This is a genomic window from Thorsellia anophelis DSM 18579, assembly GCF_900111395.1.
Taxonomy (GTDB): domain Bacteria; phylum Pseudomonadota; class Gammaproteobacteria; order Enterobacterales; family Thorselliaceae; genus Thorsellia; species Thorsellia anophelis.
In genome coordinates this window covers 15,862-32,267 of sequence record NZ_FOHV01000003.1, presented here as the reverse complement: position 1 = coordinate 32,267, position 16,406 = coordinate 15,862, and the positions used below count along the sequence as shown (strand labels likewise).

At 35.9% G+C, this 16,406-nt stretch carries 13 protein-coding genes; 8 read left to right on the top strand and 5 right to left on the bottom strand.

The genetic code is table 11. From position 1 onward, the window contains the following. Positions 1–159: 159 nt before the first annotated feature. Together recD and BMW37_RS02275 are read left to right on the top strand one after the other, a co-directional pair. Complete coding sequence (gene recD / locus BMW37_RS02280) at positions 160–2,295, top strand: exodeoxyribonuclease V subunit alpha (protein ID WP_093317480.1); 2,136 nt, start codon at positions 160–162, stop codon at positions 2,293–2,295. Positions 2,296–2,945: 650 nt separating this feature from the next. After that, the gene (locus BMW37_RS02275; protein ID WP_093317477.1) at positions 2,946–3,866 is read left to right on the top strand and encodes a 1-aminocyclopropane-1-carboxylate deaminase/D-cysteine desulfhydrase; all 921 of its coding nucleotides are present in this window, start codon (positions 2,946–2,948) and stop codon (positions 3,864–3,866) included. A gap of 185 nt (positions 3,867–4,051) precedes the next feature. Here the strand turns inward: BMW37_RS02275 and BMW37_RS02270 are convergent, their stop codons facing one another. The 4 genes from BMW37_RS02270 to BMW37_RS15705 form a co-directional block, all read right to left on the bottom strand. Continuing rightward, entirely contained in the window at positions 4,052–4,576 is a 525-nt protein-coding gene (locus tag BMW37_RS02270; RefSeq protein ID WP_093317475.1) for a hypothetical protein, read from the bottom strand. A gap of 119 nt (positions 4,577–4,695) precedes the next feature. Beyond that, on the bottom strand, positions 4,696–5,136 hold the full coding sequence (locus BMW37_RS02265) for a hypothetical protein (protein ID WP_093317472.1): 441 nt from the start codon (positions 5,134–5,136) through the stop codon (positions 4,696–4,698). Between the two features lie 65 nt (positions 5,137–5,201). Continuing rightward, a complete protein-coding gene (locus BMW37_RS02260; protein ID WP_093317470.1) occupies positions 5,202–5,885 on the bottom strand; it encodes a response regulator transcription factor in 684 nt (227 codons plus the stop codon). Positions 5,886–5,937: 52 nt separating this feature from the next. Then, positions 5,938–6,072 carry a hypothetical protein gene (locus BMW37_RS15705; protein WP_281241255.1) on the bottom strand — a complete coding sequence of 45 codons (135 nt, stop codon included), beginning with the start codon at positions 6,070–6,072 and terminating at the stop codon, positions 5,938–5,940. Positions 6,073–6,099: 27 nt separating this feature from the next. Between BMW37_RS15705 and BMW37_RS02255 the strand changes: the two genes are divergently transcribed. Both BMW37_RS02255 and BMW37_RS02250 read left to right on the top strand, forming a co-directional pair. Continuing rightward, the gene (locus BMW37_RS02255; protein WP_245710999.1) at positions 6,100–7,485 is read left to right on the top strand and encodes a vWA domain-containing protein; all 1,386 of its coding nucleotides are present in this window, start codon (positions 6,100–6,102) and stop codon (positions 7,483–7,485) included. Positions 7,486–7,523: 38 nt separating this feature from the next. Beyond that, positions 7,524–9,239, top strand: coding sequence for a sensor histidine kinase (locus BMW37_RS02250; protein WP_177168555.1), 1,716 nt, complete (start codon positions 7,524–7,526; stop codon positions 9,237–9,239). A 49-nt stretch (positions 9,240–9,288) separates the two neighbouring features. Here BMW37_RS02250 and BMW37_RS02245 read toward each other — a convergent pair whose 3' ends face one another. Beyond that, positions 9,289–10,212, bottom strand: a complete 924-nt coding sequence (locus BMW37_RS02245; protein WP_093317464.1) for a LysO family transporter — start codon at positions 10,210–10,212, stop codon at positions 9,289–9,291. A gap of 55 nt (positions 10,213–10,267) precedes the next feature. Between BMW37_RS02245 and BMW37_RS02240 the strand changes: the two genes are divergently transcribed. The 4 genes from BMW37_RS02240 (at position 10,268) to BMW37_RS02225 (ending at position 15,774) form a co-directional block, all read left to right on the top strand. After that, positions 10,268–11,914 (top strand): ATP-dependent nuclease, encoded by a 1,647-nt coding sequence (locus BMW37_RS02240; RefSeq protein WP_093317462.1) that lies wholly within the window; start codon positions 10,268–10,270, stop codon positions 11,912–11,914. A gap of 85 nt (positions 11,915–11,999) precedes the next feature. Continuing rightward, positions 12,000–12,710: a thiamine ABC transporter ATP-binding protein gene (gene thiQ / locus BMW37_RS02235; protein ID WP_093317460.1), complete on the top strand. Its 711-nt coding sequence runs from the start codon at positions 12,000–12,002 to the stop codon at positions 12,708–12,710. 16 nt (positions 12,711–12,726) lie between these two features. After that, positions 12,727–15,183 carry a penicillin-binding protein 1C gene (pbpC, locus tag BMW37_RS02230; protein ID WP_093317714.1) on the top strand — a complete coding sequence of 819 codons (2,457 nt, stop codon included), beginning with the start codon at positions 12,727–12,729 and terminating at the stop codon, positions 15,181–15,183. A 123-nt stretch (positions 15,184–15,306) separates the two neighbouring features. Further along, a complete protein-coding gene (locus tag BMW37_RS02225; protein WP_093317458.1) occupies positions 15,307–15,774 on the top strand; it encodes a hypothetical protein in 468 nt (155 codons plus the stop codon). Positions 15,775–16,406 lie beyond the last annotated feature (632 nt).

Genomic DNA, 16,406 nt, shown 5'->3' with positions numbered 1-16,406 from the left:
AATTTAACTTGATAAGACTAATAGCAAGATAAATTAAAAGTAATGTTACACAATATGACTAATCAGTCTAAATATAGAAGAAATATAGACAAGTTGGTATCTAAGAAACTTAATTTTATACGGTTAAATGATCAAAAATAATTTTTATAGGACACTTAAATGACTCGACATGTATCAACCATGATACAAAAAATATCTCTATCAACACCACTAATGGATTGGTTTGAGTCTCAGATTGCATCAGATATGATTGCAGTAATTGATAAGCAATTAACATTTTTTTTAATGCGTTTTTGCCAAGAGAAACTGAGCGAGATTGAACGAGATCAACTCGCTATATTTTTGTGTTATCTCAGCCACAAAATGGCGCAAGGCGATGTCTGTATTCGTATTGATAACAAAATTAGTAAGACGATTCTTCCTGCTTTTTTTACAACCCTACCTCTTGAACTTCAACGCTCTTTAACACAATTAACAAGCATCATGTTGATTGACATTTTAAACAAGAGTGAACTTGCCATCATCGCTGAAACGGACATTGAAGTGATAGAAAGCTTAAAACAAGTTGACTCCATCCCCCCTATCATCATGGTTGGTAATCGTATTTATTGGCAAAGAATGTGGGAAGATGAGCACAAGGTAGCCGATTATCTTGTTAAGCAATCTAAACAAGCTGACACGTCGCCATTCGATTCAATGAAGTCAGTATTGAATCAGGTTTTTGCGAACTCTGATTGTCAAATTGATAGACAAAAAATTGCTGGCGCAATCGCACTAAGTAAATCTATTTCTATTATTTCAGGGGGGCCTGGGACTGGTAAAACAACCACTGTTGCAGGAATATTACTGAGTGCCTTGAGACTTAATCCTAATAAACGGTTGCGTATTTTATTAGCCGCTCCAACAGGTAAAGCAGCAGCCCGTTTAACTGAATCTTTACTCGGTGCAAGAAATCAATTTGTATTGTCAGAATCAGAAAAAGAAAATCTAGCCTTAGAAGCCGTCACATTGCATAGACTTCTGGGCGCGTCTTTAAATGGGGATGGATTTAGGCATCATAATGGTAATCCATTACATGGTGACATATTAGTCGTGGATGAAGCGTCTATGATAGATCTTCGTTTGATGTCTGCTTTAATCGATGCATTATCACCTACAATGAGAGTCATTTTATTAGGCGATAAAGATCAACTTTCATCAGTTGCGCCTGGTCGTGTGTTAGGTGATATTTGTTCTTTTGGCCAATTAACGTTTAGTCATCACCATGCGAATTATCTGGCTGAGTTAATGTCATTAGAGTTAGAAACGTTATATGATCCTGCTCTAAGTAATCAAAGTACGGTAGGGGATGTTATCGGATTATTAACTAAAAGTAGGCGATTTGCTGAAGATTCAAAAATTGGCAAACTCGCCACAGCCATTAATACGCAAAAACGTAAAGAGGTGGAATCATTATTATTAGATCATCAATGTGAGTTTGATGGTAAGTCAGCTCAATTTCTTGCGAAAGAACCAGGATTTAAATATGTTGATTTTGCTGATACAGAAAATTATGAGAAAGCCCAATGTTATGAAGCATTACTAAATGACTGCTTGATAGGATTTAAACCGTACCTAGAGCTAGTCGCTGCATTTGTTGAAGGCAAACCTTTAATCGATGTAAAAAACACACTAAGCACAATAGATGAGCAGAATACTTTATCACAAGAGAATTCTAAAGAGAGTGAAGCCATTATTGACATTTTGAAACAGTTTAATAAATTTAGAGTGCTTGCCAGTATTCATAGTGGGTTATTTGGCACAGATAGTTTAAATGAGAACCTAATTTTGCGTTTACAAGAAGCCAAATTAATTACTCGATCACGTGATAAGCATTTCATAGGGCGCCCAATTTTAATTACACGTAATGATGCAAGTTTAAAACTCTTTAATGGCGATATTGGTGTAACATTAAGAGATCTTGAGTCAGGGCAAATGCGAGTTTATTTTTTAAGCCCGACAGGGCAATTACAATCAGTTGTCCCTTCTCGATTGCCAGAACATGAAACGGCATTTGTGATGACTGTTCATAAATCACAAGGATCAGAATTTGAGCATACTCTTATCGTTCTTCCTGATGTCCCCAATCCCGTTTTAACAAAAGAGTTAATTTATACAGCAGTAACGAGAGCTAGAACTCAGTTAACCCTCTATAGTTCAATGCAAATATTACAAGGCACAATAAGGCAACTCACCCCGAGAACAAGTGGACTCATTGACCAAATTCAGGTATTAAGTCAAAGTGAATACTCCTGATTGAGGATAACAAGATGCCGACTATTTCTTTATTTGCCAAGTCGGGCATGGTTACCAAATAACGCCAACCATTCTCAGTATGAATGTACGTAATGTCACTACACTCATGCGTATTTAATTTAGGTTGGCGAATTCAAAATGTAGTGCTCATTTAGCTAAAGGGACCATTATCTAACCCTTGTTTGATATCAAGAATGTTATCACTAAATATTCTAGCGCATCAATTGATAGTGGGAGAATACTCAAAAAACATTAATATATCGTATCGACTCAACATGGATTGTGGAATTACCTTGATAAAACAATTTCTTGATTAGTATTGATAAAAAATGATATGCGACGACTTTTTTGACAGGTTCAGGTCACTAAGAAGCCAACTTTATGGAAGCATTCGAAACAAAGATAAAATCATATTTTTGTTTGGCAAGCGGGAATAGTCCACATATAGTCTACCACCATTACAGATAAAACATACTCATCCCTCATAATTGGCTTCATAATACACGCCATGATTACTGCATGATTCTTTTTTAAGATGCATTTAGTATTCGATTTTGGGATTTGATTTGCTCAACTTTAATGCTATTCTAAATATTAAAAATACGCCTATATCTTTCCACCACCCAATTCAACTTATTACTTTTTGACTTATGTTCAATCTTAACGCCGTCATTAATCAAGATTTAAAGCAATGGCCTAATATTACAATTAAACGAGAAGATGCAATTCATCCGGACGTGTCTGGTAATAAATATCGTAAATTGCATTTAAACCTTGATGCTGCGAAGAAACAAGGTAAAACGACATTACTGACCTTTGGGGGAGCCTACTCAAATCATATTGCAGCTACCGCTGCAGCAGGTGCATTATATGGATTTAAAACTATAGGTGTTATACGTGGAGAAGAGTTAGCCCATTCAGTTAATCTGAATCCTACTCTATCTTTTGCAGCTAATTCAGGCATGACTCTACATTTTGTCTCTAGGGATATGTATCGTAATAAAAATAATGAACAGATGATTGCTCAACTTGCAAAACAATATGGTGAGTTTTATCTCATACCAGAAGGAGGCACTAACCTGCTTGCGATTGAAGGATGTCGATCTATATTAACACATGAAGATGCGGCCTTTGATGTGATTGCAACGGCTGTTGGCACAGGAGGCACCATAACAGGTATCATCCAATCAGCATTATCTCATCAAGAAGTCATTGGGTTTCCGGCTCTCAGGGGCGATTTTTTGACAGATGAGATTAAAGCATGGTTAGATAAAGATGCGATTGAGGTTTTGGCTAAATGGTCCTTGAATCATCATTATCATTTTGGTGGTTATGGCAAGACCACCCCTGAGTTGATCGCATTTATTAATGCATTTTATAGAACTGAAGGTATTTTACTTGATCCTATTTATACGGGCAAAATGGTATTTGGCATAATTGATAAACTGAATCGTGGATATCTTAATAAAACCCAAAAAATATTGATTATCCATACTGGCGGACTGCAAGGTATTGCAGGGTTTAATGCGCATCAAAAATCGACTAACAAGCAAGATATCATTATACTTTGACACCATAATCTTAAAATACCTCAATGAGGCGCTAATTTACATGTGTAAGCGATTTTACAGTATTTACTTAATGTAATTAAAGGTGCGTAGTAGGCCTCCCCTTGCTTTAGCAGGGGGAGGGCGTCAATTATTCTTAATCATCACGATGTGGTTAGTATTTGGTGCGTATGTCAAAACGTGTATTATTAAGGTGCTAGGACATTAACCGGTAAAAAAACAGTTGGTGACATGTCATCATTATAGGGATTTTCTTGGAGTTTAAATTGTTTAATGTCCACAGGTAAGGCATCAAAAACCAATTTCAGTGATAATTCATTCCCTTCCCCTAAATAGTCTAATTCATTAGTGCATTCTTGAATATCTGTTACTTGCGATTTTAGCCGATAGGTTTCAAATGTATCCATATCTATTAATCTAAATGTATTTTTACTCTCAACTGGCCAGAGACAAAAGGTCATTTGACTGCCACCGATAAAGGTAAGATTAAAGATGGTTTGTGTTTTAGTTCTCGTAATTGTGTCTAATCGAATGAGATTTGACGTATCCATTTGACATATTGTCTGCTTAATCGTGCCTTCTTTATCAATCGTTAAAATATTAGGTCTGCACGAGGAAATTGTTTGGGCGGTCGAACGAATATTTTCATTTTGAGCTGCCGAGCTAAAAGTAATGGTAATCAATAAAGCGATAAGTAAATTTTTGAAATTCATAATGAAACCTTGTGATATGTGCTGATGATATTTTAAATAGAGTGTAATTAAATACAGAACAATTAAATACCGATTATGTTCTAGTTCAATGGAATGAATCTGGAAAATTCAAACCGTGACTACCAAAGCCTACCCACTAGAAAGGTTAATCTAATAAAGGTGATAACAGAAGATTCTTCTATTTGTAATTGGGTTTCAAGTGATTCAATTTTTTGATCATCTACAAATACAACAAATAGCCCATCAAGATAGGCTTCTAATGCACAAGCAATTGCTTTATCGGTTTCTACGACGTTATTGTTGTAATTAACATCAAAATGATATTTCCCCGCACTCATCATACTAATGAGTGAGGTTGGTGCAATTGGGGAAAGGGATAAATTATCAGCGCTCTCAAATTGATGAACTGGTTTTTTAACATATTCGTCAATTTGCTGAACAACTAAAGCTTCAATCAATGATTTGAGCGTAATAGGGGCGGTTAAGCTTGGTAAAGTAATTTGTTCTTGCTTGATGGGATGCTTTTTACCCAATTGTTTCATCGCGATATTAATGATCATATTTGGCCTTTTAAACTAGGGATCATGGAAACAGCATATGCATTGTATTTATGGGTCCTACGGGCTTATTGATTGTATCTGTAACCATCGCCATGCACTGTTTTTATTAATGTTGGACAAGTCGGATCAGTTTCAAGCAGTTTTCTCACTTTTAAGATAATTTGGTCTAATGCCCTAACATTAGGTAATCCCTCAACACCCCAAATAGAATTGATTAAAAAGTTTCTTGAAACAGTCGTATTTTTATATTGGTATAAACAGGTCAATAATCGAATTTCACGAATTGATAAGTCAACTATTTTGGTATTCGTTTTAGCTAAAAAAGCATTAGGATGGATAAGCCAAGGACCAAATGGAAAAGGAAGATCACCTTGTGTTTGCTTTTGTTTGATCGCTCGTCTTGCAATACTACGGATACGAGCTCTGATTTCATGAATACCAAATGGTTTTTCAATATAATCATCCGCACCAAGCTCCAGCCCAATCACCTTATCTATCTCCTCACCTTTAGCTGAGAGAAAAACGATTGGAATGTCATCATTATGTTCTCGTATATATCGACAGACACTGAATCCATCTTTTTCTGGCATCATGATATCAAGTAATACAAAATCTGGTTGAGTTTGATTAAATTTATCAATAGCAATGGTACCATTTTCTGCAGTGATGATATCATATCCCTCTTTAATTAGGATTTCATATAAGGCATTTCTGATATGGATGTCATCTTCTGCAATGAGTATTTTCATAATAGGCAAAGTCTCTTAAAATGGAACGAATAATTTACGAAAGATTACACTATTAAACCTCACTATGACAATTAATTTTATCAAATCGCCATAATACCGATACCGATACCGATACCGATACCGATACCGATACCGATACTGATACTGATATCGATATTGAGTTAGTTTGCTGTTCATTATTTTCCATTCTGTCATCTATTTTATTGAGGTTTTTATGAAAACACTGTCTGCTGTATTAAAAAATAAAATGCGTAAAACCATTCCAAGCCTTTTTGCAATCACTGCAATGTGTATGAGTCATCTTGCCGGTGCGCAAAATGTGACAATTAATGCGAAACTTGCTTCACCTGTCATCTTACCTAATGAGACACAAAGTAATTTTCTAAAAGTTGCATTAATAGGGGATAAAATAAAATCAGATGATCGTAAAGTCATTAATTTGACTTTAGTTATTGATAAATCAGGTTCAATGGAAGGTGATAGAATTCAAAAGGCTAAGGAAGCCGCTATTTTAGCTGTCAATCAGTTAGACAAACATGACATTTTATCGATAGTCACCTATGATGACGTTGCAGAAGTGATCATCCCAGCGACAAAATTAACCGATAAAGCAGAGATGATTCAGTTGATAGAAAATAGAATTGATGCTGATGGTGGCACTGCGCTATTTGCTGGACTCAGTAAAGGGCTGGTAGAGGTTGATAAATTTAAACATACTAATCAAATTAATCGCATTATTTTACTGTCAGATGGCCAAGCGAATGTCGGACCTAGTTCGACTCATGAATTAGGAGAGCTGGGCGTTATTGCGGCAAAGCAATCGATTGCAGTGACGACAATTGGATTAGGAGAAGGTTATAATGAATCACTAATGGCTGCAATAGCGAGTTATAGTGATGGCAATCATGCTTACGTACAAAATTCTGATGATTTAGATAAAATATTTGTGAAAGAATTTGATGATGTTATGTCTGTTATTGCTCAAAATGTGGTGGTTAACATAGAATTAGAAAATGGTGCTAAACCAATTAGACTTTGGGGAAGAGAAGGGACGATTGATGGTAATACGGTTCGAGTGAAACTCAATCAACTCTATGCTAATCAAGAAAAATATGTTTTATTAGAACTTCAATCTCCGACTGAAAAAACAACGCAATCAGTTAAATCTGATGGCAAGGTGAGTGTTGCTAAAGTGTACATCACTTATGACGATCTTTATCAAGAGCGAAGAGTTGAAGAGAATCAATTATTAGCGATTGAATTTAACGATGACAAAGAAAAAGTTCAAATGGCGCAGCAACAAGATGTTATTGTTGAATCATTGATTCAGCAAAATACGGAACGTCGTAAAGAGGCGGTAAATTATCTTAAGTCGGGTGATAAGGCTGCTGCGGAATCATCGCTCAATGCCAGCTATGAATACCTTGAACAAAATTTAAGTGGTATTACTGATGGCGCCGCAGCAGCAAAATTACGCACGCAAATAGAAAACGAAAAATCTGTTTTAAGCGAAATGCAAAATCCAGCGGCTTCTGCACCGGTGTTAGAGAAAAAAATTACAGAAGACGTTTATAAAACGAATCAACAACAAAGGAAATAAGACTATGGATTGCATCTTTTTAAATCATGAGGCGACAGATGACGGTTTATAAACGCTATCAAAGTAAAAAGATGCAAGCAAAATTGTTAGTAATGCTCATGACAATTTGTGGGCTTATTTTGTGTATGATTAGTTATCTTGCCGTTATGACTATCAACCAGCAACGTGCAATGGTGAAAATTCAATCAGATGCATTGGTGCAAAGCCGGATTGAAACCATACAGAATGTCATTTTTGATATCTTATTACAAAAAGAACATGCACTAAAATTGAGGCTGAAGACACAAAGCTTAAAACCTGAAGCGCTCAATGCTTGGATGGAAACAGATCCGAATATTAATCAAATTTTTGTGATGCGACTTAAAGCGGATGCAAAGCTTGACGACACACCAGTAACGCAGCATCAAATTGAATTTCCAATTGTCCATAGTGACAACAACCAAATAGACCCAAATAATTTAATCGGAGTAATTTCACCTATTATTCAAGATCCGTCTTTGCTTTTTCAACATAACCTCAAAGAAGGAGAAATAAGCCCCACATCAGGTTGGTATGTGAGTCAGTATGAAGGGCAACCTATTTTAATGTATTGGATGATCAACACGACAGATTCAAAATATCATCAATCAGATAATGGTTTCGCTGAGGGGACTGATTTTAATGGTGATAAGAATTCAGGGTATACCCTTTCTGGGACAAAAGTTTTAATTGGCATAAAACTCTCTTATGTGAAATTATTATCAGATGTTCTTGCCAGGATAGAGGCTAATTATGCGCCAGATAACCTGGAGATAGTGCAATCTGGCCGGATGTTATTTCAGTCCCAAACTTCATTAGTAAATGACAACAATACGCTTGAGAGCACAAGCGAATCCGAGCTGTTTACCAAAGTACTTCCTTACCCGCTTCATGATTGGCAGATCAATTACAAAAAGACATTAAGTACAACGCCAAGCCTATATGGCGTGACGCTTGTGATTGTCAGTGGGATTTGCCTGGTTATTCTCTTATTAACCATCGTTGTTTATAGAGACTTAACCAAACAACATAAAGCGGCCAGTATGCGGGTAAATTTTGTCGGGCAAGTCTCGCATGAATTAAAAACCCCATTAACCAACATATCACTTTATGCACAAATGCAAAAAGAACAATTAGAAGAATTTGATTCTGTTGCAGTATCGAATGAATACACCTTGCCACCCTCGCTACACCAATATAATGAAGTTATATTACAAGAATCACAAAGGCTTAGCCGTTTAATTCAAAATGTACTTGATTTTACAAAGCCATCCAAGGTCGTACTTAATTCAGTATTAGCGATTGATATCGTACGCACGCTGAGTGATTTGTTTCTACCTCTGCTTCACGCAAAAGGGCTTAAACTGAATGTCATATGCCAAGATGACATTCAGTTAACAACCGATGCAGATAAAGTTGTACAGATATTATGTAATTTACTTAGCAATGTTGAAAAGTATGCGTCAACAGGTCAAGCCGTTGATGTCATCGTTAGCCAAACTGAAGAGCGTGTGATATTTGAGGTAAGAGACTATGGCCCAGGCGTAGATGATTCTTATTTACCAAGATTATTTGAGCCGTTTTACCGCATTAATTCTAAGCTAACAGAAGGGGTGAGTGGAACAGGGATTGGGCTCACGATTGCAAAGCAGCTTGCCCAAAGTTTATCAGGAAAATTGATAGCAAGTCCGAGAACCCCCGGGCTTGCTGTGAGTCTCATCATCCCTAAGGTATGAGTGTTTGGATAAAAACTCAATAAGTTATCATGACCAATTTATCATTACTTTAAGAAAATGCGGCCAGCAAGAGCAATGCGGCAAGACTCAAGATAAATCCTTGAACAATTGCAGCAGGGACAATTTCAATGCCGCCATTTTTTTGAAGTATGGGCAAGGTGAAATCCATCGATGTTGCCCCAGATAATCCCAGTGTAATATAACGATATTGGGCGGTAAAAATTGGAATAAGTATAATCACTAATATTTCACGAGCTAAATCATTAAAAAAGGCAATGCTCCCCCAAAGTGGGCCATATGCATCACTGATTAATATGCCTGAAAGAGAGTACCAGCCAAATCCAGATGATAGTGCTAAGCCTAATTTCATGTCCATGCCAAGTATTAATGCAGCTAACATACCAGCGAGTAGTGAACTTGTTAAAATTAATCCACTTAAAAGCAGTCCTTTTTTGTTGAGTAAAATTTGTTTAATGGTTAACCCTGAATGCCTGAGTTGAATTCCAACTAAAAAGATTAAGATTGAGAGAGCGTATTGGCTAATATCGAGCGCATAATTAAGAAGTGGTTCAACTTTTGTATCGTTAAAGCTAACACCAATAATAAAACCTGCAATTACACAACCTATTAATTCAAGGGAGCCTTTTAACATCAACCAATTAATTTTCCCATGCCCTTTTATTTTACTGTCTCGCCAAGGAGTAATCCAAGATAACAGCATCAAAATTAGCAGATTTGCAAGGCAAATAAAGAAGAAAAAAGTACCAGAGTAAAGCGCAATACGTTTTAGATTAGTGACTAAATCTTCTAAAAATGCTAAGTTAACCCCCATACAAAATAATATGACAAAGACCATGTAGTTAAGAAATTGATTAATGAATTTATTGATTTGTGATGCATGGGTGAATTTATCGATTACAATCAAGTAACCGGCCATTAATGGCAATAAAATAACGAGAAAATTAAGTAACATATTTTTATGATATTCCTTTATTGTTTAATCTAATCCCTATGAAGAATTCGATAACATGTATATAAAACATATAGATATTTCAGGTTTTCGTGGTATCAATCGTTTAGCACTATCGCTAAAAAGTAATAGTGTTTTGATTGGTGAAAATGCTTGGGGGAAAACGAGTTTATTAGATGCACTTAGTTTACTTGCACCAAGCGATACGCTTTATCAATTTACTCAAAATGATTTTCATTTTCCGCCCGGAGATAGCGCAGCTAAGCACCGTAATTTGCAAATTATTTTTACTTATTGTCAGGATAATATATCAGCCGAGCTGCCAAAGCGCTATGTTTCGTTTGAAAAATTATGGGTTCCTCAAGAGAATGATAGAGCTCATATCTATTTATCTCTTGAAGCTGAGTTAGATGAGTTAGGCAATTGCCAGACTAAACGCTCATTCTTAGATATCAATGGTGAAAAAATTAGTGACGTTAAAACTGATTTTTTAATGGGTGAATTGATTAGATTTCATCCGATATTGAGACTAAGAGATGCTAGATTTATTAATAAATTATCGCCAGGTGCGTTTTCTGGTTACGAAAGCCTTAATCAACAAGCATTAAAACAACAATTGACTATTTTAACTGAACGACTAGCTCGTGAACCACAATCTCTGAGTAATCAAGAACTCAAAGATGGTTTAGGAGCAATGCAGCAATTGCTTGAACACTATTTATCAGGCTCAGGTATAGGATTTAAACCGTTTTATACTTCTCCAATTAACGATCGTCAAGCTTGGCAATCACTTGATGCGATTAATACCGTTATATCCCAGTCAAGCAGTCGTACAGTAAGAATGGTTTTGCTTGGCTTGATGATAACTTTAATAGAAGCTAAGAATAATGTACGTTTAGATATGGATGCAAGTCCCATTTTAGTGATTGAGGATCCTGAAAAAGGATTGCACCCTGTTAACCTTGCGATTGCTTGGGGTTTTTTTAATCAGTTACCTTTGCAAAGAATCACGCTTACGAATTCAGGGGACCTGTTGACCTTAACACCGATTAAGTATATTCATCGATTAATTAGAGAATCAACCAAAGTCACCGCTTATAAAATTAAAAGTGAAAAATTTGCAACTGATGAGCTTAGGCGTATTGGATTTCATATTAGAATGAATCGTGCAACCTCATTATTTGCAAGAGCTTGGCTGTTAGTAGAAGGGGAAACTGAGGTTTGGTTATTGACGGAACTCACAAGATTGTGTGGTTATAACCTTGAAGCTGAAGGAATTAAAATAATTGAATATGCGCAGTGTGGGCTAAAACCATTAATTAAGTTTGCTCAGCAACTTGGTATAGAGTGGCATGTGCTAACAGATGGTGATGAAGCGGGTAAGCGTTATTCACAAACAGCACTCTCTTTTGCACCAAAGCATGACGAGGCTAGACGATTAACGACACTACCTGCTTTTGATATGGAGCATTTTATGTATCGTTCTGGTTTTATGCATGTTTATAAACGAGTTGCTCAGCTACCTGAATCGCCTCATTTATCAGCTAGGAAAATTATAGATAAAGCAATTCATCGTAGTTCAAAACCCGATCTTGCCATAGAGGTCGCTTTAGAAGCTGAACGATTAGGCATTGAATCAATACCACTGATTATTCGCAAAGTGTTTGCGAGAATTGTTGGAGAAGCTAGGGGAAGGGCAGAGTAATGGGGAAAATAAGCGAATGTTCAATCAATCTGTTATTGGATTTAATAGGCATGACCAAGTAAGTGCATAGGCAAAGAGTGATCGAATGATAGAATTGATATCGGCAGAAGTACCCTATGGATCGTTTGATTTATCGGTTGAAAAAGGGGAGAAAATTGCAATTCTCGGCCCAAGTGGGGCCGGTAAAAGCACATTATTGAATATTTTAGCAGGTTTCTTAGTGCCTGATATAAAATTGCAATCTCAAAAACCGTTAGATAAGCGTTATAGATTACGGTTAAATGCAGAAGAACATTCTTATAGCATGCCAGGAAAACGACCTATTTCAATGTTATTTCAAGATAATAATCTATTTGAGCATTTATCTATTTATCAAAATATTGCGATAGGCTTGCATCCACGAATGAAAATAACGGCTCAACAAAAAGGATTACTTGACGAATTATCTCAAAAAATGGGGTTGTCGACATTTATGCAAAGATTACCAGAACAATTATCAGGCGGGCAACGCCAAAGAGTTGCACTCGCGCGTGCATTACTAAGAAAGCAACCAATATTGTTACTTGATGAACCATTTAGCGCATTAGATATTGAGTTACGTCAGCAAATGCTATCTTTAGTCAATGCTTTATGCGATGAAACCTGCATGACAACTTTAATGGTAACACATAGTTATGATGATGCGATGTTATTTGCCTCACGTATTCTCTACATTCAAGAGGGGCGGATAATTCATGATGGTTCGGCAGAACACGTTATGAAGGTATTAACGCCACTTGTCTTACAGCCCTCATAAAAATACATCATATACTATGTTAAAAATAACAGCACGTTATCGCCGTTTGATGGCAAATCTACTCGTAACTATGGTGATTGGACTGGCAATTGTATTGGGATTTCGATTCTGGCCGCATCCTCCTTTAAGTGAGTCATTAGCAAGCAATGGGCTATCAACGGTTTACTTAGATAATAAAGGCGAGTTATTACGTATTACAAGTGCTAAGGATCAGCGATTTCGACTTTGGACACCATTTAACGCTATTCCAAAAACATTTCAAACAGCAGTTTTACTCCATGAAGATCGCTATTTTTATCGGCATTTTGGGTTTAATCCTGTGAGTTTAGCCCGTGGATTTGTCAAAAGTTACGTATTTAATGAACCTTTGCAAGGCGGTTCAACCATTACTATGCAACTTGCCAGAATGCACTGGCAATTAAATACTCGTAGCATTAAAGGAAAATTAATTCAGATAGTTCGGGCAGTACAATTGGAATTATCATATTCTAAAAATGAAATTTTAGAAGCCTATCTTAACTATGCCCCGTACGGTCGTAATATCGAAAGTATTGGCGCGGCAAGCTTAATCTATTTTAATAAGCCTCCTAATCAACTGACACTCCCTGAAATTCTGACCTTGGCTGTATTACCCCAGTCGCCAAGCTTAAGATTAAAAGATAAAAGTGGTCTTGTAGGGGAGCGACTAGTTAATGCCCGTAATCGTCTCTATTCAAGATGGGTTGAGCTTTATCCTGATGATAGGCAGTATGAAGATTTTTTTAGCTTACCATTAAAGTTAAGACAGCCAGAGCAATTACCCTTTATTGCGCCGCACTTTACCGATATGTTGAAGTTGCAAGATACCTTAGAAACGGGGAAAAATTCTCAAATCAGTCAGTATGAACGGCATCAAACAGAATTAAATGCCCAGTTTCAAACTACAACACTGGATAAACAGCTACAAAATATCATTGAGCAACAAGTAAAAGCATTTATTGCTAGGCATCAAATGGTAGGGATTAAAAATGCCTCTGTTTTATTAGTTGATACGCGTGATATGGGGGTTAAAGCATTAGTCGGATCTGCGAATTATTTTGATACAAGTATTCATGGGCAAGTCAACGGAACATTAGCAAAACGTTCTCCAGGTTCAACCTTAAAGCCGTTTATTTATGCATTAGCACTTGATCAAGGTATTTTACACCCAGCCACTATTTTAAGAGATGTTCCCATTCAATACGGCGCATATAGCCCAGAAAATTATGATTTAAAGTTCCTAGGACCTATATCAGCGACTAAAGCGCTTAACTATAGCCGAAATATTCCAGCAGTCACAGTAGCCGCTCAGCTTAAACAACCTGATTTATACTCCTTTCTCAAAAAAGCGGGTGTGTCAAAATTAGCCAGTCGAAATCATTATGGCTTAGCGCTTGTTTTAGGCGGCGGTGAAATTAATATGCAGGAGTTAGCTAAGTTATATTCGATGCTAGCAAATCAAGGCATTAACCAGCCACTCAAATTTATACAATCTGATTTATCAAAATCAGTAACTCTTAACTCTTCTGGTGTCCAGTCTGCTAATCAGTTAATTTCTCCCTCTGCTGCATATATTACCATGGATATGTTAGGACAACATGCAAGACCAGGTGATACATTAGCGCAATCAGCAGCAAAAATCCCTGTTTATTGGAAAACAGGTACCTCTTGGGGATTTCGAGATGCGTGGACTGCTGGAATTTTTGGTCCTTATGTGCTTGTTGTTTGGGAAGGTAATTTTAGTGGTGAAGGTAATAATGCATTTGTAGGAGTAGAGGCAGCGGCTCCTCTGTTTTTTAACATCATTGATAGTATCAAAGCACATTATCCTAATATGAAACCAACCTATTTAACCGTACCAGATACGATAAAAAAAGTCGATGTCTGTTTGAGTAGTGGACAATTACCAACAAAATGGTGTCAGCAAATTGGACAGACCTGGTTTATCCCAGGTGTTTCACCAATTAAGGCCGATACCATTTTTAGACCTGTGGCAATCGATATTGAATCAGGAGAAGTGGCTTGTCCGCCTTTTGAAGCAGATAGGGTAAAAATAGAAATATTTGAATATTGGCCATCTGATTTATCATTAGCATTCAGTCAAGCAGGGGTTCCAAAGAGAACTCCACCACAAAATAATCGCTGCATAGGCGCACAAGCTAATTTATTGAACTTTAGTCCGCCTAGGATTATTTCCCCTCAGAAAAATGTTAAGTATACATTTAGACGTAATGAAAATGAACGAGAGAAAATGAAGCAGTTAGTTCTTATTGCAAATAGTGATAATATCAATACTCATTTATATTGGTTTATTGATGGCAGCTTTTTAGGCCATACTGTAGGTAAACAAACGTTAGTATGGGAGCCTAAATATAGTGGGGTGTATCAAGTTAGAGTGGTAGATGAGGTAGGTCAAGTTGATACTAGAAGTATTGAAGTCAATTTTATTGATTGATATATAGTCATCTACTTAAGGTAAAAGCTATCATCAATATAGAAAATATTTAAGATGTACGAAAATTAGACAAGTAAAAGAAAAATAATAATTTGGTGGATGATTTTAATCTTGGAGTGTGACATGAGTAGAAAAAACAAAATGATTATCTTATTTTTTGGATTACCATTCGCAGTTTTCATTAGTTATATTTTAGCTCTAATGATCTTTCTATCAACCGAGGATCGTTTTTATGTTGATTCATATAATAAAAAAACGATAAATGATATTTATTGGCTTTTAGGTGATCCTACTCATGATTTTAGTATGAAAGGATTTGTTGGATGGCAAGAAACACAATTTGGTTTTATCAGCAATAGCTTAACGATTAGAGGGGATTTTTCTGAAAATGCTTCACTTGATGTTTTGGCAGATGAGATAAAAGCGAGTAAATCACTTATTATTTATGATACAACTCTATTTTCTTTGACTGAAACGTCTAATATTAAAACGCAGCATAGTGAAATTAATCGGCAATTAATTGTTTGGCCTTTCGGTGTCTGGCCCCAGACAGTAGGGTTATTTTATTTATACCAGAAAATAGGAATTTAAAAGTATATGCTTTAAGCTAATAGTATGTACTATAAATAGTATCACGCTTTTTCTTCAGTATGATTCATTTCCAATACTTGTTTGTAATGCATTTTTAATTCACTTTCTTTTTAATCACTAAATATCAATAACCCCTAATATTTTTACTAATATACTTTTCATTACTTTATATAATTCATGCTAATTACCTGTCAATTAATTAAAAATCTAATTGGAGTCTATTAAATTTTATCACTTATAAAGTTTTTTCAGGCCATTTAATATTTATTAGTTAATTTAGTAAATACACTTGAATGCAATTAATAAAAGATGACTGATCATTAAGTGCTAAAGTGTGTCATAGTGTTTTTTATGAGTTTCAAAGTGTAAAATTTATTGCTTAATGTTTTTAATTGTGCAATATTATTTGTCATGTAACATTTTGACGCGGTTGTTTGCTTTGACCAAGATGAACAACTATAGAAATGTTTTTATATTTTATACAAGTGCGCATGTTCATGAATAATTTAATGGAATAAATAGATGAAAATTAAGTTTTTATCAGCATATAAAATGTTGATTTTTATGATTTTTTATGGTATAATAACGCCAACAGCCAACAGCCAACAGCCAACAGCCAACAGCCAACAGCC

Bases quoted from the DNA above. Each gene is read 5' to 3' on its own strand.
- BMW37_RS02265 (WP_093317472.1), bottom strand. From the start codon at position 5,136: ATGATCATTAATATCGCGATGAAACAATTGGGTAAAAAGCATCCCATC.
- BMW37_RS02250 (WP_177168555.1), top strand. From the start codon at position 7,524: ATGACGGTTTATAAACGCTATCAAAGTAAAAAGATGCAAGCAAAATTG.
- BMW37_RS02270 (WP_093317475.1), bottom strand. From the start codon at position 4,576: ATGAATTTCAAAAATTTACTTATCGCTTTATTGATTACCATTACTTTT.
- BMW37_RS15705 (WP_281241255.1), bottom strand. From the start codon at position 6,072: ATGGAAAATAATGAACAGCAAACTAACTCAATATCGATATCAGTATCA.
- pbpC (WP_093317714.1), top strand. From the start codon at position 12,727: ATGTTAAAAATAACAGCACGTTATCGCCGTTTGATGGCAAATCTACTC.
- BMW37_RS02260 (WP_093317470.1), bottom strand. From the start codon at position 5,885: ATGAAAATACTCATTGCAGAAGATGACATCCATATCAGAAATGCCTTA.
- BMW37_RS02240 (WP_093317462.1), top strand. From the start codon at position 10,268: ATGTATATAAAACATATAGATATTTCAGGTTTTCGTGGTATCAATCGT.
- BMW37_RS02275 (WP_093317477.1), top strand. From the start codon at position 2,946: ATGTTCAATCTTAACGCCGTCATTAATCAAGATTTAAAGCAATGGCCT.
- recD (WP_093317480.1), top strand. From the start codon at position 160: ATGACTCGACATGTATCAACCATGATACAAAAAATATCTCTATCAACA.
- thiQ (WP_093317460.1), top strand. From the start codon at position 12,000: ATGATAGAATTGATATCGGCAGAAGTACCCTATGGATCGTTTGATTTA.
- BMW37_RS02255 (WP_245710999.1), top strand. From the start codon at position 6,100: ATGAAAACACTGTCTGCTGTATTAAAAAATAAAATGCGTAAAACCATT.
- BMW37_RS02245 (WP_093317464.1), bottom strand. From the start codon at position 10,212: ATGTTACTTAATTTTCTCGTTATTTTATTGCCATTAATGGCCGGTTAC.
- BMW37_RS02225 (WP_093317458.1), top strand. From the start codon at position 15,307: ATGAGTAGAAAAAACAAAATGATTATCTTATTTTTTGGATTACCATTC.